The sequence below is a fragment of the Streptomyces sp. NBC_00503 genome (assembly GCF_036346895.1).
Lineage (GTDB): Bacteria > Actinomycetota > Actinomycetes > Streptomycetales > Streptomycetaceae > Streptomyces.
In genome coordinates, this window is sequence record NZ_CP107855.1 from 7,255,800 (window position 1) to 7,278,580 (window position 22,781).

Sequence of the window (22,781 nt, forward strand, 5' to 3'; positions counted from 1 at the left end):
GTAAGCTGATCCGATGCTCGATGTACGACGCCTGCGCCTGCTGCGCGAACTCGCCCGCCGGGGGACCATCGCCGCCGTCGCCGAAGCGCTGTCCTTCAGCCCTTCGGCGGTGTCCCAACAGCTCGGCGTCCTCGAACGCGAGGCGGGCCTGGCCCTGCTGGAGCGCACCGGCCGCCGGGTCCGCCTCACCCCCGCCGGGCAGAACCTGGTCCGTTACGCCGAAGCCGTCCTCGAACTGCTGGAACAGGCCGACGCGGATCTCGCCGAAGCCCGCAGCGGCCTGGCCGGAGCGCTGCGGATCGGGTCCTTCCCCACCGCCACCCGGGCCATCGTCCCGGCGGCCCTGGTCGCCCTGGGCCGCCGCCACCCGGGGCTGGAGCCGATGGTGTCCGAGACCGACCCGGCGGCCGTGGCCCACGCGCTGCGGGCCGGGGACCTGGACGTGGCCCTGATCCACGAGTACGACTTCGTCCCCGCCCCCGAGGAGCCCGGGCTGGCCACCGAGCCGCTGTACCGGGAGGCGATGTACCTGGCGGCCCCGGCGGAGGAGGCGCCCCGGGCGCCCCTGCCCGGAGCGGCCGGAGCGGCCGTAGCCGCCCCACCCGACCAGGGCGCGATGCTCCGCCGGCATGCCGACGCGCCCTGGATCATGGCCACGCACGGCACCCTCTGCCACGCCATGACCGTACGGGCCTGCCAGGCCGCCGGGTTCGCCCCGAGGATCCGTCACCGGGTCGACGATTTCGCCACCGTCCTCGCGCTGGTCGCGGCAGGCCAGGGCGTGGCGGTGGTGCCGCAGCTGGGGATCGCCGGGCACGCGGACCCGGCGGTCGGCCTCACCCGCCTCCTCATGGAACGCCGCACCAAGCTGGCCTTCCGCAGTGGGGCCGGCGCCCACCCGGCCGTGGCCGCCTTCGGCGCGGCCCTGCGCTCGGCGGTGCCGCCGGAACTGGCTCCCCGGCGCGCGGGGGCATGAGGCAACTCCCGCACATGTGAACGCGCGTGTACGTTGGCCGGACCGGGGGGATCCGTCGGAGCAGCCGGACCGGACCCGACCGGACCGTGAACGAGATCGGGGTAGCACGTGACACATCGCGTACGAGGGGTCATCGCCCGGAGCAAGGGCGCACCGGTGGAGACGACGACGATCCTCGTGCCCGATCCGGGGCCGGGCGAGGCCCTCGTACGGGTCCAGGCCTGCGGGGTCTGCCACACCGACCTGCACTACCGCGAGGGCGGGATCAACGACGAGTTCCCCTTCCTGCTCGGCCACGAGGCCGCCGGGGTCGTCGAATCGGTCGGCCCGGACGTCACCTCCGTGGCCCCCGGCGACTTTGTGATCCTGAACTGGCGTGCGGTGTGCGGGAGTTGTCGGGCCTGTAAGCGCGGCAAGCCCTGGTACTGCTTCGCCACGCACAACGCCACCCAGCCGATGACCCTGGAGGACGGCACCCCGCTCTCCCCGGCGCTGGGCATCGGAGCCTTCGCCGAGAAGACCCTGGTGGCGGCCGGCCAGTGCACCAAGGTGGACCCGGCCGCCTCGCCCGCCGCCGCCGGACTGCTCGGCTGCGGGGTGATGGCCGGCATCGGCGCCGCCCTGAACACGGGCAACGTCGGGCGCGGGGACTCCGTGGCCGTCATCGGCTGCGGGGGAGTGGGCAACGCGGCCGTCGCGGGCGCACGGCTGGCCGGCGCCTCGCGGATCATCGCGGTGGACCTGGACGACCGGAAGCTGGAGTGGGCGCGCGGGCTCGGCGCCACGCACACCGTCAACGGCGGTACGCAGGACGTGGTCAAGGCCATCCAGGAGCTGACCGGCGGGAACGGCGCGGACGTGGTCATCGAGGCCGTCGGCCGCCCCGAGACGTACCGGCAGGCGTTCTACGCGCGCGACCTGGCCGGCACCGTGGTCCTGGTCGGCGTCCCGACGCCGGAGATGCAGCTCGAACTCCCGCTGCTGGACGTCTTCGGGCGCGGCGGCGCCCTGAAGTCCTCCTGGTACGGGGACTGCCTGCCCGAGCGGGACTTCCCCCTGCTCATCGACCTCTACCTGCAGGGCCGCCTGGACCTCGACGCCTTCGTCTCCGAGCGGATCGCACTGGACGGGGTCGAAGCGGCCTTCGAGCGGATGGAGCGCGGCGAGGTGCTCCGCTCGGTGGTCGAGTTCTGACGCGGGGGCTCGGGCCCTGCCGCTAGGGTGCGCGGGGCCCGGCCCCTGCCGTTAGGACGCGCGGGGCCCGGCCCTCCGGGTAAGGGGCAGGGCGTAGCGGAGAGTCGTACTAGACTCGGCCGCACCGCCATTCCGCACCCCGGTCGCGACCCGGCCGGGGCACCGCCGTCCAAGGGGCCGTCCGTGACCTCCAGTGCCAGCTACCGCCAGCCCGGTGTCGTCATCACCGACCACCGCTTCACGGTGCCGCTCGACCACGCCCGCCCGGACGGCGGCGAGCGGATCGAGCTGTACGCGCGCGAGCTGGTGGCCACCGGGAAGGACCCCGAGTCCCTGCCCTGGCTGCTCTACCTGGAGGGCGGTCCCGGCTTCGGCGCCCGCCGGTTCGTCGGCCGGCAGGCCTGGCTGGAGCGGGCCCTGGCCGAGTACCGGGTCCTCCTCCTGGACCAGCGCGGAACCGGCCGGTCCACCCCGCTCAACCGGCAGACCCTGCCCCTGCGCGGCACCCCCGCGCAGCAGGCCGAGTACCTCGCCCACTTCCGTACCGACTCCATCGTGCGCGACGCCGAGACCATCCGCCCCCTCCTCACCGGCGGCGCGCCCTGGACCGTCCTCGGCCAGAGCTTCGGCGGGTTCTGCGTCACCCACTACCTCGGCGTCGCCCCCGAGGGGCTGAGCGCGGCCCTGATCACCGGCGGGCTGCCGTCCCTCGACGCGACGGCCGCCGAGGTGTACGAGGCCGCGTACCCCCGCATGGAGCGCAAGAACCGGGAGCACTACGCCCGCTACCCCATGGACGTCGAGCGGGCCCGGCGCATCGCCGCCCACCTCCACGACCAGCCCGCCGAACTCCCGGGCGGCTACCGGCTGACGGTCGAGGCCTTCCAGTCCCTGGGCCTCCTCCTCGGCGTCTCGGACGGCAGCCACCAGCTGCACTACCTGCTGGAGGACGCCTTCGTCCCCACCACGGCCGGGCCCGCCCTCTCGGACGCCTTCCTGGAGGCCGTCCACGCCCAGCTCTCCTTCGCCGGACACCCCCTGTACGCGCTGATCCACGAGACCATTTACGCCCAGGACCCGGCCGCGCCCCTCGGCTGGGCAGCCGACCGGGTGCGCGCAGAGCAGCCGCGCTTCGACGCAGCCCTCACCCTCAAGGGCGACGAGCCGCTGTACTTCACCGGCGAGACCGTCCACCCCTGGCACTTCGACTGCGACCCGGCGCTCGCCCCGCTGCGCGAGACCGCCGCACTGCTGGCCGCCCGTACCGGCTGGACGCCCCTGTACGACCCGGCGCGGCTCGCCGCCAACGAGGTGCCGGTGGCCGCCGCCGTCTACCACGACGACATGTACGTGGACACCGCGCACTCCCTGGCCACCGCCCGGGCCGTACGGGGCCTGCGGACCTGGGTGACGGACGAGTTCGACCACGACGGCGTCCGGGCGGGCGGCCCGCGCGTCCTGGACCGGCTGCTGGCGCTCGTACGCGACGAGGTCTGAGCGGCGCCCCCGCAGCGGGTCAGGCGGAGGGTTCGACGAAGGCGCGGGTCAGGTGTGCGGTGGCCAACAGGGCGCCGCGCCCGGCCGCTTCGGCGAACAGCGCCTCCCGCGAGGCGCGGGCGGCGGCCGGGTCGCGTTCGTGGGAGTACGGGACCGCCGGATCGGCCAGCTGCACCGCATGCACCAGCACGTCCCCGGTGACCAGCACGTCCCTGGCGCCGCCGCCCGGAGCCGACTGCTCCACCAGCACCGACTGGTGGCCGGGAGTGTGACCGGGCGTCGGCAGCAGGGTAAGACCGGGGGCGAGCCGGTGGACCCCGGTCACCTCGTGCAGCTGCCCGGCGGCCCGCAGCGGCGCGACCACCCACTCCCACACGGGATCCGCCCGGTCCAGCGCCGCCACCTCCGCGCTCTGTACGAGGTGACGCGCGGCCGGGAAGAACGGCCGGCCGGTGGCGTCCCGGGTCCAGCCCGTGTGGTCCTCGTGCAGATGGGTCAGGACCACCGCCTCCACATCGGCCGGGCCGATCCCCGCCTCCGCGAGCGCCGCCGGCAGCCGGCCCGGCACCGGGGCCCAGCCCGCCGCAGGCCCGTGCGCCGGACCGATCCCCGCGTCGATCAGCACCCAGCGGCCGCCCGGGCCGGCCACCGCGAAGCACCGGAAGTCCAGCCGCCAGGAGCCGTCCGGCCCGGCCGCGCCCGGATCCAGCCGGGCGGCCCGCGCCCAGGCGGCGGGGTCCGCCCCGGGGAAGGCCGTGCGGGCCGGCTCGAAGAAGGTCCCCGATGCGTCGAGCAGTGCCACTACCCGGCCCCGTCTGTCCATTCGCCTATTGTGCGACGCATGACTGAACAATTGGACGCGCCCGCAGCGTCCTTGGAGCCCATGCCCACCGACTGGCAGCGCGCGCTCGCCGTGGTGGCCCACCCCGACGACCTGGAGTACGGGTGCGCGGCGGCCATCGCCGACTGGACCGACGGCGGCCGCGAAGTGGTCTACCTGCTGGCCACGCGCGGTGAGGCGGGCATCGACACGATCGACCCCGTCGCCTGCGCCCCGCTGCGCGAAGCCGAACAGCGCGCCAGCGCCGCGGTGGTCGGCGTGTCCACGGTGGAGTTCCTGGACTACCGCGACGGCGTGATCGAGTACAACCTCGCACTGCGCCGGGACATCGCGGCCGCCATCCGCCGCCACCGGCCCGAGCTGGTCATCACCATGAACCACCGCGACACCTGGGGCGGTGCCGACGGCGGCGGCTGGTGGAACACCCCCGACCACAAGGCGGTCGGCCGGGCCACCCTGGACGCGGCGGGCGACGCGGGCAACCGCTGGATCTTCCCCGAACTCATCGCGGAGCAGGGGCTGGAGCCCTGGGACGGGGTGCGCTGGGTCGCGGTGTCCGGCACCACGACGCCCACGCACGCGGCCGACGCCGGTCCGGGGCTGGAGCGTTCGGTGAAATCGCTGATGGAGCACAAGGCGTACATCGAGGTCCTGACGGACGAGGACCCGGAGACCTACGTACGCAACTTCCTGACGGGCAACGCCCGGCAGGCGTCGGCCCGGTTCGGCGGGCGGCCGGCGGTGGCGTTCGAGGTCTTCCCGCGTTGAGCGGTCCGCCTTAAGCGGTCTCGGGGAAATGGGGCACGGAAACGTACCCCATTTCCCCGAGACCGCTTAGGGTGTCCGCGTGATCGACACCATCGGCACGGAGATCGCGGAGGGTGAGGAACGGATCCGTCTGGAGGTCGCGGACGGGATCGCGGAACTCACCCTCTGCCGACCGGACAAACTCAACGGCTGGAGCTGGGAGTCCACCCGCCAGCTGGGCCTGCTGGCCGACCGGATCCGCTTCGACCCGGACGTACGGGTGGTCCTGCTCCGGGCCGAAGGACGGGCCTTCTGCGCCGGGATCGACGTGACGGCGCCGGGCGGGGCGATCACGGGCGCCTCGGCCGCCGAGCGGAACCGGAACTACTACGAGGGCATCCGCTGGGTCCACGAACGCTTCGCGGTCCTCGCCCGGCTGCCGCAGCCGGTGGTGGCCGCGGCGCAGGGCTACTGCCTGGGCTTCGGCTTCGAGCTGGCCCTGATGGCCGACATCCGGATCGCGGCGGACGACGCCGTCTTCGCTCTGCCGGAAGCCCAGTTGGGCGTTGCGGTCGACGCCGGCGGAGACCTGCGCATCGCACGCGAGGCGGGCGCGGGCTGGGCCAAGTTCCTGGCACTGACGGGCCGCCGCATCGACGCGCAGACGGCGCTGCGGCTCAACCTGGTCCAACAGGTCGTGCCGGTGGCGGAGTTGGAATCGACGGCCCGCTCCCTCGCGGCGGAGATCGCGGCCAACGCCCCCCTCGCGGTCCAGGGCATCAAGCGGGCCGTCGACTCCTACGCGGACGCCGCCCTGCCCGCGGCCCTGGACCGTGTGGCGATGACGGCGGCCCTCACCCTCACCTCGGAGGACTCCCGCGAGGGCTACACCGCCAAGGCGTCCCGCCGCCCGCCACGCTTCACGGGGGCCTGAGGGCGCGGCGGTTGAGGTCCCGGCGGCCGATCCACCAGATTCCAAAAGAAGTTCTGCAAAAATACTTTTGGAAAGCCCTCGGGGTGATCTAGCCTCCCGTCATGATCGGCGAAGAGCAGAGGCGAGTCATCGATCCCGAACGGGACGCAGCAGCCCTGAAGGCCCTCACGCACCCGTTGCGGATCCGGCTGCTCGGACTGCTGCGGCAGGACGGCCCGGCCACCGCGAGCGAACTCGCCGTGAGCACGGGGGAGTCCTCCGCATCCACCAGCTACCACCTGCGCGTCCTGGCGAAGTACGCGTTCGTCGCCGAGGCCGAGCACCGCGACGGGCGGGAGCGCCGCTGGCGGGCGGTGCACTCCGTGACCTCCTGGAGCAACGGCGCGATGGACGCCTCGCCGGACAGCCGCGCCTGGGTCGGTCTCTCGCGCCGGGCCCAGATCCAGCACTTGGAGGCCTCCCTCGTCCGGCACGAGGCCGACCTCGCCGACGGCCGCCTGGGGCGGGAGTGGGCGGAACCCGCCAGGATCGACGACCTGATGCCCCGCCTGACGCCCGAGTCGCTCACCGAACTCTGGGAGGTCCTCGACCGGAAGCTGGAGGAGCTGACCGGCCGCGACGCGCAGGACCCCCGCGCGGCCCGGGTCGTCCTCCTCACCGCGGGGCTGCCCCTGGCCGCCCGCGAACCCGCCGCGGAGCCGGTACCGGCCGCCGCCTCCGCGCCCGCCGCCGCCCCCGCCTCCGAGCCCGCCTCCGCGCCCGCCCCGGCGGCCACCGGCACCGGGGAGGCGGCGTCGTGACCGGACGGCTGGACATACCCGCCGCGCGCCGCCGCTACGTCACGGTCTGCGCCCTCTTCTGGCTTCCGCTGGGGCTCACCGTCGCCCCCCTGATCCTGCTGCTCACCGAGCGCGGCATGACCATGGCCGCCATCGCCGGGTTCTTCGCCGCGCACTCCCTGGTCGCCGCAGCGCTCGAACTGCCCACCGGGGGACTCTCCGACGTCCTGGGGCGCCGCGCCGTCCTGGCCGCCGCCGGGCTCCTGAACCTGGCCGCCCTGACCCTCCTCGGCCTCGGCTCCGCCCCCTGGCTCCTGGGCCTGGGCATGGTGCTGATGGGCGCGGGCCGAGCCCTGTCCAGCGGACCGGCCGAAGCCTGGTACGTCGACACCCTCCAGGCGCACTCCGGCCCCGACGCCGAACTCCGCACCGGCCTGTCCCGCGGTTCCTCGGCCACCTCCGCCGCGCTCGCCGCGGGCACCCTGCTCGGCGGCACCCTCCCCTGGCTGCTCGGAGCCGGCCCCGACCTCGGCGCCCGGCTGGGCGGGGCCACCTCCGGGCTGGTGCTGCCGCTCTCCGTGCCGCTGCTGCTGGGCGCGGCGGTCGAGATCGCCTTCGTGCTCTACGTCCTGGCCGCCCTGCCCGAGCCGCCCCGACCCGCGGCCGCCCTGCGCGAGGTGCTCCGGGGCATCCCGGTCACCGTCGTGGACGGACTGCGCCTGGGCGGCCGCGACGCGATGGTCCGCCGGATCTTCCTCAGCGCCGGGGCCGCCGGCAGCGCCCTGGCGGCGCTGGAACTGTTCACTCCGGGACGCGCCGCGGCCCTCACGGGCGCATCGGATTCGGGTGCGGTGCTCTTCGCCGCGCTCGCCTGCGCCGGATTCGTCTGCTCCGGCGTCGGCAGCCACCTCGCACCGCTGGCCGCCCGGCTCGCGGGCAGCGGGGAGCGCGCCGTCATGGCGAGCCTCGGCGCCAGTGCGGCCGGCCTGCTCCTGCTCGGCGTCACCGCGCTGTCCACCGGGGTCGGCTCCGTGGTCCTGGCGGCCACCGGCTACGGACTGGTCTACCTCGGCATCGGTGCGGCGGGACCGAGCGAGAACGACATCCTGCACCGCCGCGTCTCCAGCGCCGGCCGGGCCACCGCGCTCTCGGTCCAGTCCCTGGCCCTGCAACTGGCCGGAGCCCTCACCGGCCTGGCCATCGGAGTCCTGGGGCCGGGTCCGCTGCCCTGGCTGGTGGGGGGCGCCGCGCTGCTGGCGGGAGCCCTCCTGTGGGCCCGCCGCGGTGTGCCGGAGCCGTCCACGAGCACCTGCCCGAGCTGACCGGAAAGATCCGAAAGAGACGGCCTACTCCTCCAGCCGCAGCAGCGCGAGGGCGCGGGCCGATACGGCGGGGAGGGGGTCGCGGCCGTCCTCGGCGGCCCAGTGTTCGAGCGCCACCGTGACGGCGTCGATGAGCACGGCCGCCAGGAGACGGGTCTCCAGGGCGGATTCGGGGCGGCCCGTACGGAGCGCGAGCACCGGGATCAGGCGGTCCTGCATCGCGCGGGCGGCCGCGAGCCAGCGCAGGCGGATCGCCGGGACCCGGCTCATCACTTGGATCAGGCGGACCGTCTGGCCCGGTTCCTCGTAGCGCGCACCCGCCGTCGCGGTCGTGAAGGCGGCCTGGACGGCCTCGGTGAGCGGTTCGCCCGCGGGGCGCAGGGCCAGCTCCTCCACCAGGGTGGCGACCCCGGCCGTCAGTACGGGGGTCAGCGCGTCCTCCTTGGCCGGGCAGTAGCGGTAGAAGGTGCGCAGCGAGATGCCGGCGGCCCGCGCGATGTCGTCGACCGTGGTGGCCTCGTACCCCCGCTCGGAGAACAGCGCGGCCGAGGCCTCCGCGATCTCGAACCGCGTGGCCTCCCTGCGCCGCTCCGTCAACGACGGGCGGCCCGTACTGACCGTGCTCACCGCAACACCTCCGAGGGTCTATGGGATGCAAGAGGTCGATGGGATGCAGGAGGTCAATGTGCCACACCACCGGCCGCCCTCCGGCGCCGCTCCGCAGAGTGGTCAGAGGGCGAACGGGCCACGGCCCAGCTGCTCCCGTACCGGCACCACTTCGGGGTTGACCAGGGACCGGCGCTGCCAGTTCGCGCCGTCCACGACCAGGGTGTGGCCGGTGATGAAACGGGCGTAGGGGGAGGCCAGGAAGGTCGCGGCCCAGCCCAGTTCGCGCGGCGCGCCGACCCGCAGGGCGGGCTGCCGGTTGTCCTTGGCGTCCGGGGCGGCCCGGTCCAGGCCGCCCCGGATGTCCTCGGTCATGTCCGCGTGCGGGAACAGCCCGGGGACCAGGCCGTTGATCTGGATGCCGTACGGCCCCCACTCGACGGCCAGCGTCTCCACGAGGTTCTTCACCCCGGCCTTGGCGGCGGCGCTGTGGGCGAATCCCGGCCCGCCCGTCCAGGCGTACGAGGCTCCGATGTTCACGATGGACCCGCAGCTGCCCGCGGCGAGGTGGCGGCGGCCGAATTCGCGGGTGGTGAACCAGGTGCCGGTGAGGGTGATGTCGACCACCGCCCGCCAGGCGTTGGGGGACAGGTCCTCGGCCGGGCAGGGGAAATTGGCCGCGGCGTTGTTGATCAGCACGTCCGGCAGCCGGCCGAAGGCGGCCCCGGCCGCGTCGAACACCTCGGCCACCCGTTCCGGGTCCCGGATGTCGCAGACGGCGGCCGTCACCCGGCCCGCACCGGGTACGGCCGCCAGCTCATCCTGGGCCGACTTCAGCTGCTCGATCCGGCGGCCGGCTATCACCAGGTCCGCGCCGAGCCGCGCGAATTCGGTGGCGATGGCTTTGCCCAGCCCGGTGCCGCCGCCGGTCACGAGCACCACCTGCCCCGCGTACGTACCGGGGGGCAGGGCGGCGGAGCCGAGCGGCGGCGGCGCGGGCAGGCCGCGCAAGGGGTTCTCCATGCGGCCCATCGATAGCGTGCGGACGCCGAGACCGCCATGGCCGCGGCGCAGCTCGTTCCAGTGACGTGCTCGGGTCTTGCCCGCGTCGTGTTCGCTCCGTGCTCGCGTCGTGCCCGCGCTGTGCTCGCGTCGTGCCCGCGCTGTGCTCGCGTCGTGCCCGCGTCGTGCCCGCGCTGCACTCGGGTCGTGTTCGCTCCGAGCTCGCTCCGTGCTCGCGCCGGATGTGGCCCGAAAGCGGGACGGATGCGACCCGATGGGCGACGGTTGATGCGGAGCAGCCGCTTCCCGGGGGTCCCGGGAGGTTCCCAGGGCTGCAAGCGACCGCTTAGTATGCCCGCGAGGCGTGATTCCCCGTCGGCGGCTGGAGGCCCCGGATGCAGGCATGGCGAGTACACACCCCCGGCGAGCCCCGCGAGGCCATGCGCCTCGAAGAGGTGCCCGAACCGGTGCCCGGCGAGGGCGAGGTGAGGCTCAAGGTGCTCGCCGCCAACGTCAACTTCCCCGACGCGCTGCTCGTGCGCGGCCAGTACCAGATCCGCCCACCGCTGCCCTTCACCCCCGGCGTGGAGATCTGCGGGGAGACCGAGGACGGCCGCCGCGTCATCGCCAACCCGAGCCTGCCGCACGGCGGTTTCGCCGAGTACGTCACCGCCTCCGCGCGGTCCCTGCTCCCCGCCCCGGACACCCTCGACGACGCCGAGGCCGCGGCCCTGCACATCGGCTACCAGACCGGCTGGTTCGGCCTGCACCGCCGGGCCCGCCTCCAGTCCGGCGAGACCCTCCTGGTGCACGCCGCCGCCGGCGGGGTCGGCAGCGCCGCCGTCCAGCTCGGCAAGGCCGCCGGGGCCACCGTCATCGGAGTGGTCGGCGGCAAGGCCAAGGTCCGCACCGCCGAGGAGCTCGGCTGCGACCTCGTCATCGACCGCACGAGCGAGGACGTGGTGGCGAGGGTCAAGGAGTTCACCGCAGGACGCGGCGCCGACGTGGTCTACGACCCGGTCGGCGGCGACGCCTACACCGCCTCGGCCAAGTGCGTGGCCTTCGAGGGCCGCATCGTCGTCGTCGGATTCGCGAGCGGCACCATCCCCGCTCCGGCACTCAACCACGCCCTGGTGAAGAACTACGCCGTCCTCGGCCTCCACTGGGGCCTCTACGCCGCCAAGGACCCGGCCGCCATCGCCGCCTGCCACGCCGAGCTCACCCGCCTCGCCGCCGACGGCTCCATCCGGCCGCTGGTCAGCGAACGGATCCCGCTCGCCGGGGCCGCCGACGCCGTGCAGCGCCTCGCCGACGGGACCACCACCGGCCGCCTGGTCGTCGTACCGGCCCTGGACGGGGCCGCCCGATGACCGCCGCCGGCCAGGCCGCCGCCGCGGTCACCGCCGACCAACTGCTCGTACGCGTACGGGAGCTGCTGGCCTCGCACCCGCCCGCCGGCACCGGACGCGAAGACTTCCTGCGGGCCCGCTTCGACGCCGGACTCGCCTGGGTCCACTACCCCCAGGGCCTCGGCGGACTCGCGGCGCCCCGCTCCCTCCAAGTCGTCGTGGACGCCGAGCTGGAGGCTGCCGGAGCCCCCGACAACGACCCGCGGCGGATCGGCATCGGCCTCGGCATGGCCGCACCCACGATCCTCGCGTACGGCACCGAGGAGCAGAAGCGGCGCTTCCTGCGCCCCCTGTGGATCGGCGAGGAAGTCTGGTGCCAGCTCTTCAGCGAGCCCGGCGCCGGCTCCGACCTGGCCGCGCTCGGCACCCGCGCGGTCCTCGACGAGGCCGCGGGGGAGTGGGTCGTGGACGGCCAGAAGGTGTGGACCTCCAGCGCCCACACCGCCCGCTGGGCCATCCTGATCGCCCGGACCGACCCCGCGCTGCCCAAGCACCAGGGCATCACCTACTTCCTGTGCGATATGCACGCCCCGGGCGTCGAGGTGCGTCCGCTGCGCCAGATCACCGGCGAGGCCGAGTTCAACGAGGTCTTCCTCACCGGGGTCCGGATCCCCGACGCCCACCGCCTCGGCGCCGTGGGCCAGGGCTGGGCCGTGGCCCGCACCACCCTGATGAACGAGCGGGTCTCCATCGGCGGCATGCGGATCCCGCGCGAGGGCGGCATGATCGCCCCGGTCGCCGCCGCCTGGCGCGAGCGCCCTCGCTTGCGTACGCACGCCCTGCACCAGCGGATGCTCGAACTGTGGGTCGAGGCGGAGGTCGCCCGGCTCACCGGGGAGCGGCTGCGCCAGCAGCTCGTCGCCGGGCAGCCCGGCCCCGAGGGCTCGGGGATGAAGCTCACCTTCGCCCGCCTCAACCAGGAGATCAGCGGACTGGAGGTGGAACTCCTCGGCGAGGAAGGGCTGTTGTACGAGGACTGGACCCTGCGCCGCCCCGAGATCGTCGACTTCACCGGCCGCGACGCCGGATACCGCTACCTGCGCGCCAAGGGCAACAGCATCGAGGGCGGCACCAGCGAAATCCTCCTCAACATCGTCGCCGAACGCGTACTCGGCCTGCCCGCCGAGCCGCGCGACGACAAGGACCTCGCATGGAAGGACCTGGCTCGATGACGCCGCCGAACCCCCCGAGCGCCGCCCCCCTCGACCTGCTGTACTCCGAGACGGAGGAGGAACTCCGCACAGCCGTACGCTCCCTCCTCGCCGCCCGCTGCGACGCCCCGGGCATCCTCGGCCGGATCGAGGGCGGCCGTCCGCACGACCCGGAGCTGTGGCGGACCCTGGCCGCCGACATGGGCACGGCGGGACTCCTCGTACCGGAGAAGCTGGGCGGACAGGGCGCGAGCCACCGCGAGGCGGCCGTGGTCCTCGAAGAGCTCGGCCGGGCCGTGGCGCCGGTCCCCTACCTCACGAGCGCGGTCCTCGCGGCGGAGATCCTGCTCGGCTGCGACGGCCCGGAACCCACGGAGCTCCTACGGGAACTCGCGTCGGGCCGCCGGATCTGCGTCCCCGCGCTGCCGCTGACCCTGGCCCCCGGTGCGCCGCTGCCGCCCCCGGTCCGGGACACCGGCGCGGGGGCGGCGACCGGGACCGCGCTGAGCGGCTCCGTCACGGCCGTGGCCGACGCGGTGGCCGCCGACGTCCTGCTCGTCCTCGCCGACACCGGCCTGTACGCCGTCCCGGCCACCGCGGCAGGGGTCGTGCTCACCCCGCTCGTCGCGCTGGACCTGACCCGGCCCCTGGCCACCGTCACCCTCGACGGGGTCGCCGGAACCCGGCTCGCGGATCCGGCCACCGCCCGCGCGGCCATCGCCGGAGCACTGCTCTCGGGGGCCGGGTTGCTCGCGTCGGAACAGCTCGGGCTCGCCGAATGGTGCCTGACGGAGACCGTGGCCTATGTGCGCGGACGCCACCAGTTCAACCGGCCCGTCGGCTCCTTCCAGGCACTCAAGCACCGCCTCGCGCGGCTCTGGCTCGACGTGGCCTCCGCCCGCGCGGCGGCCCGCGCGGCCGCCGACGCCCTGGCGACGGGAGCCCCCGACGCTCCGCTCACGGTGGCCGTGGCCCAGGCCTACTGCTCGGGCGTCGCGGTCCGCGCGGCCGAGGAATGCGTCCAGCTCCACGGCGGCATCGGCATGACCTGGGAACACCCGGCCCACCTCTACCTCAAGCGGGCCAAGGCCGACTCCCTGGCGCTCGGCACGGCCGGCCACCACCGCGGCCTGGTGGCGGACTTCGCGGAGCTCCCGGCGCCGTAGCCGCAGGCTCCGTCGCATTCCAGTCCGCCCGGCGTTTGAGGGCACGGGCGCGCAGCGCACGTTGGGGTCCGGGGCGGAGCCCCGGGAAACGGTGAAGGGGCGGGGCGGGGAGAAGCCCCGCGCAGCGGCACCCGCCCGGCCCCGCGGAGACCGGCCGAACGGCCGATGCGGGCCGCGGCCGGGGTGCGGCAACCTCTACAGGTTGCCCCGCCCCGTCCGCACCGCCCGCACCGTGAAGGAGGCGCAGCATGCTGCACGCCCTCTACCTCCTCGGCATAGCCGCCTTCGCCGCCTCCGGCGTCCTCGCGGCGCACCGCGCCAACATGGACCCCTTCGGCGGGCTGGTCCTCGCCTTCGCGGCCAGCATCTCCGGCGGGACCCTGCGCGACCTCATCCTCGACCGGCACCCCCTCTACTGGACCCACGACTGGCTGCTGCTCGTCCTCATCGCGTCCGTGGCCGTGGCCACCATGCTCTACCTGCGCCGCTGGGAGCTCCCGCACCGCGCGCTCATGGTGGTCGACGCGGTCGGGCTGGCCGTGGTCACCGTCATCGGGGCCCGCGCCGCCATCGACGCCCACGTCACCCCCGTCGCCGTGCTCATCCTCGCCGTCCTGACGGGCGTCACCGGCGAGGTCGTCCGCGACGTGCTCTGCGGGGAGTTCCCGCCGCTGCTGCTGCGCGAGGAGGTGTACGCGACGGCCGCGCTCGCGGGGGCCGTCTGCTACCTCGGCCTGCACTCCGTCGGCACCTCGGACACCGTCAGCACCGTCGTGTCCGCCGTCCTCGTCTTCGGGCTCCGGATGGCCGCCATATTCCGCGATCTGCACCTGCCCCGCCTGCAGCGCGTGGCCGGCTGATCCCTATCCTCGGGGGATGACCCACTCCATCGCACGGCTCGACGCCATCGGGCTGGCCGCCCACCGGGACGAACTCGCGGACCTCCTGCTGGCCGTCGTGCGCGGTGGTTCCTCCATCGGCTTCCTCGCCGACCTCGACCGGGACGGCGCCGCCGCCTGGTGGGACTCGCTGCTCCCCGCCGTCGAAGAGGGCTCCCTCGCACTGTGGGTGTCCTGGGGTCCGGACGGCCGGGCCGACGGCACCGTCAGCTGGTACCGCGAGACGAAGGCCAACGGCCGCCACCGTGCCGAGCTACGCAAGCTGATGGTCCACCCCGGGGCCCGCGGCCGCGGCACCGGCCGCGCCCTGCTCGCCGAGGCCGAAGCGGCCGCCGCCCGCGCCGGGGTGCTGCTGCTGTTCCTGGACACCGAGAGCGGCAGCCCCGCCGAGCGCGTGTACCGGGCGGCCGGCTGGACGGTGGCCGGCGCCATCCCCGACTACGCCACCGACCCGGCCGGACGGCTCGTGTCGACCACTCTCTACTACAAGCACACCAAGCAGTAGGGGTCTCCTCGGTGACCTCGCCCGCCGCGCCGCGTTAGACCCGTAGGCACCGGCCACCGAGCGAGGGAGACCGTATGTACGCAGCACCCGCCGCCGCACCACTCACCCGCCGCGCGGTCCTCCGTACGGCTTTCACCGCGGCCGTGTTCGCCGGCACCGCCGCGGCCCTGGCCCCCGTACTGCGCGCCCGCCGCCCCCGGCAGACACTCACCCCGGCCCCGCTCACACGGTTCACCGAGGAGACCTACCGCGGCCGCCACATCGCCGTGGACCTCGCGGCCGCCGCCGTCCGCATCGACGGCCGGCCCCTGCACGTCATGCGCCGCGCCGACGGCAGCTACCTCAGCGGGATCAACCACTTCCAGTCCTACGACACCCCGTGGGAGCTGGCCCGCGCCGCCGTGGACGAACTGGGCTCCAACCAGCTGGCGTCCGGGGCCCCGCACCACGGCGGACCGGAGTAGCCGGCCGTGTACGTCAGGCAGAACCAGAAGAACCTGACCGGCGCGCAGAAGAAGCGGTTCACGGCGGCCGTGATCGAGCTCAAGCGCAACGGCACCTACGACACCTTCGTGCGCACCCACGACAAGTACTTCGTCCCGGACCGCGACCGCAAGCTGCGCGTCGGGCACATGTCCCCGTCGTTCTTCCCCTGGCACCGGTGCTACCTGCTGGAGTTCGAGCGCCGGCTGCAGAGCGTCGACTCCGGTGTCACCATCCCCTACTGGGACTGGACCGCCGACAACAGCCCGGCCTCCTCGCTGTGGGCCGACGACTTCATGGGCGGGACCGGCCGCGAGAGCGACCGCCAGGTGATGACGGGCCCCTTCGCCTACGAGCGGGGCAACTGGACGGTCACCGTGGGCGTCACGGAAGCCCAATTCCTCACCCGCAACCTGGGCCGGCCGCAGAACCCGATCAGCCTGCCGACCGCCGCCGAGCTCCAGTGGGCGCTCGACGACCCGGTCTACGACTCCGCGCCCTGGGACTCGACGGCCGAGGGCGGCGGCTTCCGCAACAAGCTGGAGGGCTGGTCCGCCCCCAAGAGCGAGAAGTGGCGCAACCACAACAAGGTGCACCAGTGGATCGGCGGCCACATGACGGGCGGCACCTCGCCCAACGATCCGGTGTTCTGGCTGCACCACGCCTTCGTGGACCTGCTCTGGGACCGCTGGCAGCAGAAGCACCCGGGGGCCGGCTACCTGCCCGCCGCCCCGCTCGAACTGGGCGACCTCCAGCGCGGCCGGGTGATCGCCGCCGACGAGCTGATGCCGCCCTGGGACGTGAGCCCACGCGAGATGCTCGGCCACCAGGGGCTCTACCGCTACGAGTGAACCGGCGCTACGAGTGAACCGGCCCTCCACCGCTCCGGGTGCCCCCTCGGAGCGGACGGCACGGGAAAGGGGCCCCCGCCGCACGGCGGGGGCCCCTTCAGGGTCGGTCAGGCGGTTCAGCCGCCGTAGTTGCCCTCGGTGTGGTGCCCGTCGTGGCCCGACGCGTTGATGCAGGTGTTGCCGAACGCCGGGTTCAGCAGACCGATCACGTTGACGGTGTTGCCGCAGACGTTGACCGGGACGTGCACCGGGACCTGGAGCAGGTTGCCCGACAGGACACCGGGGGAGCCGACCGCCGCACCGTGCGCTCCGGCATCGGCAGCCGCCAGACCCGCACCGGCGGCCAGGGCGCTACCGGCGGCAGCGGTGATGACGAATGCCTTCGCGATACGCGACATCAAGATCTCCTAGAGTGAAACGGGGGTGCCGCAGAAAGAGAACCTGCGGCGTTTGACATGGCATACAACGCGGGGACCGCCCAAGGGTCACGGCCGCTGGGCCGCCGGTGATCCGAACTACTTGGTGATCCCGAACCGGGCGGAGGCGAAGTACGGCTGCACCGGCTGGACGGCCCCCGGCCGCAGGACCTGCACCGCGGGGCCCGCGCAGCCCGGCTCCCGGTAGAACGTGACCGTGGACCCGGTCTTGTTGGTCACCGCACGCCCGCCGCCGCCGGACGCGGCCAGGCAGCCCTTGGGAGCCTTGAAACCGTGCGGCTTGTCGTCCGTGCCCAGGTACTGGAAGTCCGGCCCGACGGTCGACGGAGTCCCCAGGGCGGCGGTGGGGCCGTCGGCCGCGTACGCGTCGGCGCCCGTGAGCGTCCCGGCCGCGGCCGCGAACAGCAGGACCGGGACCGAACCGGCCCGGAACAGGCTCCGAATGGTGTGGTGAAGAGGCATGGATCGCATGACCCGCCCAACCGGGTGCGCCCCGGCCGGGGTCACGCCTTGTCACCCGCCGCGCGCCTGTGCGACGGTGCGACCGGCGGTGCGCGCGACACCGGATCCAGCCGGACCCGGCCGATCCAGCCCAGGAGGACCGACACGATGAGCACAGCGGCCGACGAAGCCCAGGACCGCACCCGGTCCGGTCCACGGCCCCGGGTCCGGACCGCGTACGGCACCGTCGAAGGCCGTACCGGCCGCGCCGGCACCGCCGTCTTCCAGGGCATCCCCTACGCCGCCCCGCCCGTCGGCGCCCTGCGCTTCGCCGCGCCCGCACCCCCCGAGGCATGGGACGGCGTCCGCGACGCCGGTGCCTACGGGCCCACCGCGCCCAAGGTGCCCTACCCCGACGAGTTCGCCGCGCTGCTGCCCGACCCGGAGATCCCCGGCGAGGACTGCCTCAACCTCAACGTGTGGACCCCGGCGCCGGAGCCCGGCGCCCGGCTGCCCGTCATGGTGTGGATCCACGGAGGGGCGCTCACCCGCGGCTCCTCGGCCGTCCCCGTCTACGACGGCGGCGCCTTCGCCCGCGACGGAGTCGTCCTCGTCTCCGTCAACTACCGCCTCGGAGTCCTCGGCTACGGACTGTTCCCCGACGCCCCCGCCAACCGCGGCCTGCTCGACCAGATCGCCGCCCTGACCTGGGTCCGCGAGAACATCGAGGCCTTCGGAGGCGACCCCGGCCGGGTCACCGTCTTCGGCGAATCCGCCGGGGCCATCAGCGTCGGCGCCCTGCTCGCGGCACCCCGCGCGGCCGGGCTCTTCCACCGGGCCGTCCTGCAGAGCGGAGCCCCCGAGGCACTGGCGCGCGAGAAGGTCCGCGCCATGGTCCGGCGGATGGCCGCGCTGCTCGAGGTGGACGTCACCGCCGGGGCCTTCGCCGCCGTCGCCCTGCCCGACCTGCTCGCCGCCCAGGCGGCCGTACTGCGCCGCTCCTCCCCGCTGCTCGGCGGCCCCGCCTTCGGCCTGGTCACCGACCCGGACACGCTGCCGGGGGACCCGCTCGAAGCGGCGGCGGAAGCCTCCGCGAACATGCCGCTGCTGATGGGCTGGACCGCCGAGGAGTACCGGCTCTGGCTCGCCCCGACCGGCGCCATGCGGCTCCTGGACCGGCTCGGGCCGCTCGCCGTGACCCTGGGCCGGATCCGCAGCGGCAAGGACCGGGCCGCCGTACGGGCCCTGCGCGCCGAGCGGCCCGCAGCGGGCCCGGCCGACCTCCTCGGGCACCTGCTCACCGACCGGCTGCTGCGCGACCCGCTGCGCAGGCTCGCCGCGGGCCACGGGCAGGACCACGGGGAGGGCGCGCAGCGGCGTACCGCTCCGCGCTTCGTGTACGAGTTCGCGTGGCCGTCCGGAGTCCCGGGACTCGGCGCCTGCCACGCGCTGGAACTGGGCTTCGTCTTCGACACCCTTGCCGTGCCCGAGGCCTCCTGGCTGGCCGGGCCGCACGCTCCGCAGGAACTGGCCGGGGAGATGCACGCGGCCTGGGTGCGCTTCGCCGTCGCAGGAGACCCGGGCTGGGCCCCCTGGAACGGCGACGGCCCGCCGAAGGTGTTCGGCGGGCCGGGGCGGGACGAGCGGGAGGCGGCTACTCCACCGGCCCTTCCATGACCTTGCTGATGAACTGGATCGGACCCTCGCCCATGTTGGGCACATAGGTCTTGGCGTTGTGCTGGCCGCCCTGGATCACCCTCAGGTCGGTGTGGATCGGCCCCTTGCCGTACGTGGCGATGAACTTCTGCACGTTCGGCAAGGTGTTCTTGTTGCTCTCGTTGGTGCCGACCTGGAAGGCCAGGTAGACGTCCGGCCCCTTCTTGTCGATCAGCTCCTTGGCGAGCAGCTCGGGGTTGTTCTCCGCCTTCTCCTTGTCGTGGCCCTTCCACAGGGAGGAGTCGGGGACGATGTCCGGGCCGGAGCAGATCGCGGCCTTGAACTTCTCCGGGTACTTCAGCACGGCCTTCAGGCTCGCGAAGCCGCCGGTGGAGGAGCCCATGTACGCCCAGCCGTCACGGGACTTGACCGTGCGGAAGTTCTCCCGCATCAGGTCCGGGACGTCGTCGGTCAGCCAGGTGCCCATCTTGGGCTGGCCCGGGATGTCCGAGCCGTCCCAGTAGATGCCCTTGTCGTCCGGGGCCGGGTTCAGCACCGGCATGGCCAGGATGAAGGGCTTGCTCTTGCCCTCGCCGTACCACTTGCTGATGCTCGCCTGGAGGCCCAGGTCGGTGCCCATCCAGTAGTTGTTCGGGTAGCCCGCACCGCCGGGCAGGGCGATCATGACCGGGAACCCGCTCTTGGCGTACTTGGGGTCGTTGTACTCCTTGGGCGCCCAGACCCACACCTTGCCCTTGAAGCCGGACTTCTTGCCGTCCAGCGTGGTGACGGCGACGTGCGTGCCGTCGGGCAGGGTCATCGAGTTCTTGAAGTCCGCCGCCGGGCCGGTCGGCATGGACATCTTCGAGTTCGCCGGCGGCTTGACGGCCTTGCCACCGGAGTCGGAACCGCCAGGGGCCTTCCCGAAGGAGACGCTCTCGCCCTTGTCGGTGAACGGCGGTATCTCGTAGTAGTTCATCACCAGCGCGGCGATGCCCGCGAGCGCCAGCACGGAGGCGCCGGCGATCACCCAGCGGCGGACCCTGGAGCGGCGCCGGGGCGGCTCACCGGGCTGCTCGTCGCCGTAGGGGGGCTCGTTCCCGTACGGGGGCTGCTCGCCGTAATGCCCCTGCTCACGGTACGGCTGCTGCTGCTCACCGTAACCGGGCTCCTGCCCGTACCCCGGCTGCCGGCCGTAGCCGGGCTGCTGTCCGTACCCGGGCTGCTGCCCGTAGCCCGGCTGCTGTCCGTACGGGTCCTGGCGGCCGTAGCCCTCCTGCTGCCCGTACGGAGGCTGCGGCGAGCCGTACCCCTGGCCCTGGCCCTGCTGCGGGCGAGGGGGGTACTGCTGCTGCCCTTGCGGATACGGCTGCCCGTAGGGCGGCTGCTGCGACATGTGCGGGTGCTCTCCGGCTTGGTGCTGCCCCATTGGGGCGGGATGAGACTGCTTTCGATCGAAGGATGAGCGTACGTGCTCCGGGGTTCCATATTTTTCCGACTCTTGGGGTTCCTTAGGGCAGGACGTTGCCCATCGCGAAAAGGGCCTGCGGAGTTCCCGTTCTGTTCGCCAACTGTCCCTGGCCCATGCACATGCCACTCGGTACGGTACGTCCGCGCCGCCCCCAGACTCCCCCCTGCCCGGAGGTAATTTCCGTGTTCGGCATGCCCATTTCACGGTCCCGTCGCAAGACCGCCCTCGCCACCGCCTTCGGCGTCACCGCCGCCGCGGCCGCGCTGTGGGCGGGCATCGGCACCGCTCAGCCCGCGCACGCGGCGGGCCTGCCCACACCCGACCACATAGTCGTCGTGGTCTTCGAGAACCACGCCTACAACCAGGTCATCGGCAGCTCCAGCGCCCCCTACATCAACTCCCTCAAGACCGGGGGAGCCAACCTCACCAAGTCGTTCGGCATCACGCACCCGAGCCAGCCCAACTACCTGCAGCTCTTCTCGGGCTCCAACCAGGGCGTGACCGGCGACAGCTGTTACACCCCCGGCTTCAGCTCCGCGCCCAACCTGGCGTCCGAGCTGATCGCCGCCGGCAAGACCTGGGGCAGCTACAACGAGACCCTGCCGAGCCAGGGCTCCACCACCTGCTCCAGCGGCAAGTACGCCCAGAAGCACAACCCCTGGTTCGCCTTCTCCAACGTGCCCACCAGCACCGCGAAGACGATGACCCAGTTCCCGACGGACTTCACCACCCTGCCCAAGACCTCGTTCGTCGTCCCGAACCTCTGCAGCGACATGCACGACTGCTCCGTCGGCACCGGCGACACCTGGCTCAAGAACAACCTCAAGGCCTACGCGGACTGGGCCAAGACCCACAACAGCCTGCTCGTCGTCACCTTCGACGAGGACAACCGGCTCGCCGGCAACAACATCCCGACCGTGTTCTACGGCCAGTCCGTGACCCCGGGCTCCACCACGGCCACCACGTACAACCACTACGACATGCTGCACACCCTCGAAAGCCTCTCCGGCCTGACCACCCACGCGGGGAACGCTGCCGGCGCCACCGACATCACGGGGATCTGGACTTCCTGACCATGTACGTTGCGGACAGTCGCGGTACCCCCGCGCCCGCCGTGACCCCCGAGCCGCAGGCCGTCGCCCCGGGCATCCGCCCGGGGCGGCGCGCCGCGCTCGCCCCCACGGTGCTCGCCCTCGGCACGGTCAGCCTCATCACCGACGTCTCCTCGGAGATGGTCACGGCCGTGCTCCCGCTCTACCTCGTCGCCGGACTCGGGCTCACCCCCCTCGGCTTCGGACTGCTCGACGGCCTCTACAACGGGGTCAGCGCCCTCGTCCGGCTCACCGGCGGCCACCTCGGCGACCGCTTCGGCCGCCACAAGGCCCTCGCCGGCATCGGCTACGGGCTCTCCGCCCTGTGCAAGCCGCTCCTGCTGCTCGCCCACACCCTGCCCGCCATCGGAGCCGTGCTCGCGCTCGACCGCACCGGCAAGGGCCTGCGCACCGCCCCGCGCGACGCGCTGATCTCCCTGTCGGCCGCCCCCGAGGACCGCGGCCGGGCCTTCGGCGTGCACCGCGCCATGGACACCGCCGGGGCGCTGATCGGGCCGATCCTGGCCTTCCTGATCCTGCGCGGCGCAGCCGAGGGGTACGACGCCGTCTTCACGGTCAGCGCCTGCGTGGCCGCGCTCGGCGTCCTGGTGCTGGTGCTCTTCGTACCGGGCCGGCGCACCGCGCCCACCGCCACCGGAGCCCCCGTCTCGCTGCGGGCCTCCCTCGGGCTGCTGGGCCGCCGGGACCTGCGCCGGATCAGCCTCTGCGCGCTCCTGCTCGGCCTGTGCACCGTCAGCGACGCCTTCGTCTTCCTGCTGCTCCAGCACTCCACGGGCATCGCCGACCGCTGGTTCGCCCTGCTGTCCCTGGGCACCGCCGCCGCGTTCTTCCTGCTCGCGCTGCCGCTCGGCCGGCTCGCCGACCGCATCGGCCGCTGGCGCGTCTTCCTCGGCGGCCACCTCGCGCTGCTCGCCGCCTACGGGATCCTCCTCGTCGGCGGGGACCAGCCGGCGCTGCCGTACGTCGTCCTCCTGCTGCACGGCGCGTTCTACGCGGCCACCGACGGGGTGCTCATGGCCACCGCCGCCGGAGCCGTACCCGAGCAGCACCGCGGCGGCGGGCTCGCGCTCGTCCAGACCGGCCAGGCCCTCGCCCGGTTCGCCGCCTCGCTCGGCTTCGGGGCCGCCTGGACGTTCTGGGGCGCCCGCCCCGCGCTGGCCGTCGCCGCCGTGGCCCTGGCCGGGGCCGTCGCGTTCTGCGTCCGGCTGTGGCCGCAGGACGGCGCCGAGGGCGGCGCGGCTCCCGAAGCCGGCGCGGACCCCGAGGCCTCCGTGGCCGACGCGGCCGTCTGAAACATCCCGT

At 73.7% G+C, this 22,781-nt stretch carries 23 protein-coding genes; 17 read left to right on the forward strand and 6 right to left on the reverse strand.

Translation table 11 applies throughout. The annotated features are described in order from the left end of the window. The first annotated feature begins 13 nt into the window (after window positions 1-13). The 3 genes from OG490_RS33100 (at window position 14) to OG490_RS33110 (ending at window position 3,667) form a co-directional block, all read left to right on the forward strand. Window positions 14-976 (forward strand): LysR family transcriptional regulator, encoded by a 963-nt coding sequence (locus OG490_RS33100; protein WP_330299949.1) that lies wholly within the window; start codon window positions 14-16, stop codon window positions 974-976. 108 nt (window positions 977-1,084) lie between these two features. Then, entirely contained in the window at window positions 1,085-2,170 is a 1,086-nt protein-coding gene (locus tag OG490_RS33105) for an S-(hydroxymethyl)mycothiol dehydrogenase (protein ID WP_330299950.1), read from the forward strand. A 183-nt stretch (window positions 2,171-2,353) separates the two neighbouring features. After that, window positions 2,354-3,667 carry an alpha/beta fold hydrolase gene (locus OG490_RS33110; protein ID WP_330299951.1) on the forward strand — a complete coding sequence of 438 codons (1,314 nt, stop codon included), beginning with the start codon at window positions 2,354-2,356 and terminating at the stop codon, window positions 3,665-3,667. 19 nt (window positions 3,668-3,686) lie between these two features. Here OG490_RS33110 and OG490_RS33115 read toward each other — a convergent pair whose 3' ends face one another. Next, window positions 3,687-4,490: an MBL fold metallo-hydrolase gene (locus OG490_RS33115; protein WP_330299952.1), complete on the reverse strand. Its 804-nt coding sequence runs from the start codon at window positions 4,488-4,490 to the stop codon at window positions 3,687-3,689. Between the two features lie 18 nt (window positions 4,491-4,508). Between OG490_RS33115 and OG490_RS33120 the strand changes: the two genes are divergently transcribed. The 4 genes from OG490_RS33120 to OG490_RS33135 all read left to right on the forward strand — a co-directional run bounded on the left by OG490_RS33120 (window position 4,509) and on the right by OG490_RS33135 (window position 8,290). After that, on the forward strand, window positions 4,509-5,276 hold the full coding sequence (locus OG490_RS33120; protein ID WP_330299953.1) for a PIG-L deacetylase family protein: 768 nt from the start codon (window positions 4,509-4,511) through the stop codon (window positions 5,274-5,276). Between the two features lie 79 nt (window positions 5,277-5,355). Then, complete coding sequence (locus tag OG490_RS33125; protein WP_330299954.1) at window positions 5,356-6,189, forward strand: enoyl-CoA hydratase/isomerase family protein; 834 nt, start codon at window positions 5,356-5,358, stop codon at window positions 6,187-6,189. A gap of 101 nt (window positions 6,190-6,290) precedes the next feature. Then, window positions 6,291-6,989 (forward strand): helix-turn-helix domain-containing protein, encoded by a 699-nt coding sequence (locus OG490_RS33130; RefSeq protein WP_330299955.1) that lies wholly within the window; start codon window positions 6,291-6,293, stop codon window positions 6,987-6,989. Continuing rightward, a complete protein-coding gene (locus OG490_RS33135) occupies window positions 6,986-8,290 on the forward strand; it encodes an MFS transporter (protein ID WP_330299956.1) in 1,305 nt (434 codons plus the stop codon). The genes OG490_RS33130 and OG490_RS33135 overlap by 4 nt, the downstream gene beginning before the upstream one ends. 24 nt (window positions 8,291-8,314) lie before the next feature. On the opposite strand, the gene OG490_RS33140 is transcribed toward OG490_RS33135, so the two are convergent. Both OG490_RS33140 and OG490_RS33145 read right to left on the reverse strand, forming a co-directional pair. Next, window positions 8,315-8,917 (reverse strand): TetR/AcrR family transcriptional regulator, encoded by a 603-nt coding sequence (locus OG490_RS33140; protein ID WP_330299957.1) that lies wholly within the window; start codon window positions 8,915-8,917, stop codon window positions 8,315-8,317. Between the two features lie 102 nt (window positions 8,918-9,019). Further along, the gene (locus tag OG490_RS33145; RefSeq protein WP_330299958.1) at window positions 9,020-9,919 is read right to left on the reverse strand and encodes an SDR family oxidoreductase; all 900 of its coding nucleotides are present in this window, start codon (window positions 9,917-9,919) and stop codon (window positions 9,020-9,022) included. Window positions 9,920-10,293: 374 nt separating this feature from the next. Between OG490_RS33145 and OG490_RS33150 the strand changes: the two genes are divergently transcribed. The 7 genes from OG490_RS33150 (at window position 10,294) to OG490_RS33180 (ending at window position 16,362) form a co-directional block, all read left to right on the forward strand. Beyond that, entirely contained in the window at window positions 10,294-11,268 is a 975-nt protein-coding gene (locus tag OG490_RS33150; protein ID WP_330299959.1) for an NADPH:quinone oxidoreductase family protein, read from the forward strand. Continuing rightward, window positions 11,265-12,479 (forward strand): acyl-CoA dehydrogenase family protein, encoded by a 1,215-nt coding sequence (locus OG490_RS33155; protein ID WP_330299960.1) that lies wholly within the window; start codon window positions 11,265-11,267, stop codon window positions 12,477-12,479. Before OG490_RS33150 ends, OG490_RS33155 begins: the two co-directional genes overlap by 4 nt. Then, on the forward strand, window positions 12,476-13,624 hold the full coding sequence (locus OG490_RS33160) for an acyl-CoA dehydrogenase family protein (RefSeq protein WP_330299961.1): 1,149 nt from the start codon (window positions 12,476-12,478) through the stop codon (window positions 13,622-13,624). The genes OG490_RS33155 and OG490_RS33160 overlap by 4 nt, the downstream gene beginning before the upstream one ends. Window positions 13,625-13,872: 248 nt before the next feature. Continuing rightward, window positions 13,873-14,484 carry a trimeric intracellular cation channel family protein gene (locus OG490_RS33165; RefSeq protein ID WP_330299962.1) on the forward strand — a complete coding sequence of 204 codons (612 nt, stop codon included), beginning with the start codon at window positions 13,873-13,875 and terminating at the stop codon, window positions 14,482-14,484. 16 nt (window positions 14,485-14,500) lie between these two features. Beyond that, window positions 14,501-15,028 carry a GNAT family N-acetyltransferase gene (locus tag OG490_RS33170; protein ID WP_330299963.1) on the forward strand — a complete coding sequence of 176 codons (528 nt, stop codon included), beginning with the start codon at window positions 14,501-14,503 and terminating at the stop codon, window positions 15,026-15,028. 74 nt (window positions 15,029-15,102) lie between these two features. After that, entirely contained in the window at window positions 15,103-15,492 is a 390-nt protein-coding gene (locus OG490_RS33175; protein ID WP_330299964.1) for a tyrosinase family oxidase copper chaperone, read from the forward strand. Between the two features lie 6 nt (window positions 15,493-15,498). Next, window positions 15,499-16,362, forward strand: coding sequence for a tyrosinase family protein (locus OG490_RS33180; RefSeq protein WP_330299965.1), 864 nt, complete (start codon window positions 15,499-15,501; stop codon window positions 16,360-16,362). A gap of 116 nt (window positions 16,363-16,478) precedes the next feature. On the opposite strand, the gene OG490_RS33185 is transcribed toward OG490_RS33180, so the two are convergent. Together OG490_RS33185 and OG490_RS33190 are read right to left on the reverse strand one after the other, a co-directional pair. Continuing rightward, window positions 16,479-16,760 carry a chaplin gene (locus tag OG490_RS33185; RefSeq protein ID WP_330299966.1) on the reverse strand — a complete coding sequence of 94 codons (282 nt, stop codon included), beginning with the start codon at window positions 16,758-16,760 and terminating at the stop codon, window positions 16,479-16,481. A 117-nt stretch (window positions 16,761-16,877) separates the two neighbouring features. Beyond that, window positions 16,878-17,261, reverse strand: a complete 384-nt coding sequence (locus tag OG490_RS33190; protein WP_330299967.1) for a hypothetical protein — start codon at window positions 17,259-17,261, stop codon at window positions 16,878-16,880. 147 nt (window positions 17,262-17,408) lie between these two features. Between OG490_RS33190 and OG490_RS33195 the strand changes: the two genes are divergently transcribed. Continuing rightward, a complete protein-coding gene (locus tag OG490_RS33195; protein ID WP_330299968.1) occupies window positions 17,409-18,917 on the forward strand; it encodes a carboxylesterase/lipase family protein in 1,509 nt (502 codons plus the stop codon). Here OG490_RS33195 and OG490_RS33200 read toward each other — a convergent pair. Then, window positions 18,895-20,292, reverse strand: coding sequence for an alpha/beta hydrolase (locus OG490_RS33200; protein ID WP_330299969.1), 1,398 nt, complete (start codon window positions 20,290-20,292; stop codon window positions 18,895-18,897). The genes OG490_RS33195 and OG490_RS33200 overlap by 23 nt on opposite strands. A gap of 266 nt (window positions 20,293-20,558) precedes the next feature. Here OG490_RS33200 and OG490_RS33205 point away from each other — a divergent pair, with 266 nt between their 5' ends. After that, the gene (locus tag OG490_RS33205) at window positions 20,559-21,440 is read left to right on the forward strand and encodes an alkaline phosphatase family protein (RefSeq protein ID WP_330299970.1); all 882 of its coding nucleotides are present in this window, start codon (window positions 20,559-20,561) and stop codon (window positions 21,438-21,440) included. Between the two features lie 2 nt (window positions 21,441-21,442). Beyond that, window positions 21,443-22,771, forward strand: coding sequence for an MFS transporter (locus tag OG490_RS33210; protein WP_330299971.1), 1,329 nt, complete (start codon window positions 21,443-21,445; stop codon window positions 22,769-22,771). Window positions 22,772-22,781 lie beyond the last annotated feature (10 nt).

Coding starts and splice junctions, on each gene's coding strand:
- OG490_RS33160 (WP_330299961.1), top strand. CDS start 12,476: ATGACGCCGCCGAACCCCCCGAGCGCCGCCCCCCTCGACCTGCTGTAC.
- OG490_RS33100 (WP_330299949.1), top strand. CDS start 14: ATGCTCGATGTACGACGCCTGCGCCTGCTGCGCGAACTCGCCCGCCGG.
- OG490_RS33205 (WP_330299970.1), top strand. CDS start 20,559: ATGCCCATTTCACGGTCCCGTCGCAAGACCGCCCTCGCCACCGCCTTC.
- OG490_RS33190 (WP_330299967.1), bottom strand. CDS start 17,261: ATGCCTCTTCACCACACCATTCGGAGCCTGTTCCGGGCCGGTTCGGTC.
- OG490_RS33195 (WP_330299968.1), top strand. CDS start 17,409: ATGAGCACAGCGGCCGACGAAGCCCAGGACCGCACCCGGTCCGGTCCA.
- OG490_RS33175 (WP_330299964.1), top strand. CDS start 15,103: ATGTACGCAGCACCCGCCGCCGCACCACTCACCCGCCGCGCGGTCCTC.
- OG490_RS33170 (WP_330299963.1), top strand. CDS start 14,501: ATGACCCACTCCATCGCACGGCTCGACGCCATCGGGCTGGCCGCCCAC.
- OG490_RS33165 (WP_330299962.1), top strand. CDS start 13,873: ATGCTGCACGCCCTCTACCTCCTCGGCATAGCCGCCTTCGCCGCCTCC.
- OG490_RS33150 (WP_330299959.1), top strand. CDS start 10,294: ATGCAGGCATGGCGAGTACACACCCCCGGCGAGCCCCGCGAGGCCATG.
- OG490_RS33155 (WP_330299960.1), top strand. CDS start 11,265: ATGACCGCCGCCGGCCAGGCCGCCGCCGCGGTCACCGCCGACCAACTG.
- OG490_RS33145 (WP_330299958.1), bottom strand. CDS start 9,919: ATGGAGAACCCCTTGCGCGGCCTGCCCGCGCCGCCGCCGCTCGGCTCC.
- OG490_RS33185 (WP_330299966.1), bottom strand. CDS start 16,760: ATGTCGCGTATCGCGAAGGCATTCGTCATCACCGCTGCCGCCGGTAGC.
- OG490_RS33115 (WP_330299952.1), bottom strand. CDS start 4,490: ATGGACAGACGGGGCCGGGTAGTGGCACTGCTCGACGCATCGGGGACC.
- OG490_RS33120 (WP_330299953.1), top strand. CDS start 4,509: ATGACTGAACAATTGGACGCGCCCGCAGCGTCCTTGGAGCCCATGCCC.
- OG490_RS33130 (WP_330299955.1), top strand. CDS start 6,291: ATGATCGGCGAAGAGCAGAGGCGAGTCATCGATCCCGAACGGGACGCA.
- OG490_RS33210 (WP_330299971.1), top strand. CDS start 21,443: ATGTACGTTGCGGACAGTCGCGGTACCCCCGCGCCCGCCGTGACCCCC.
- OG490_RS33200 (WP_330299969.1), bottom strand. CDS start 20,292: ATGTCGCAGCAGCCGCCCTACGGGCAGCCGTATCCGCAAGGGCAGCAG.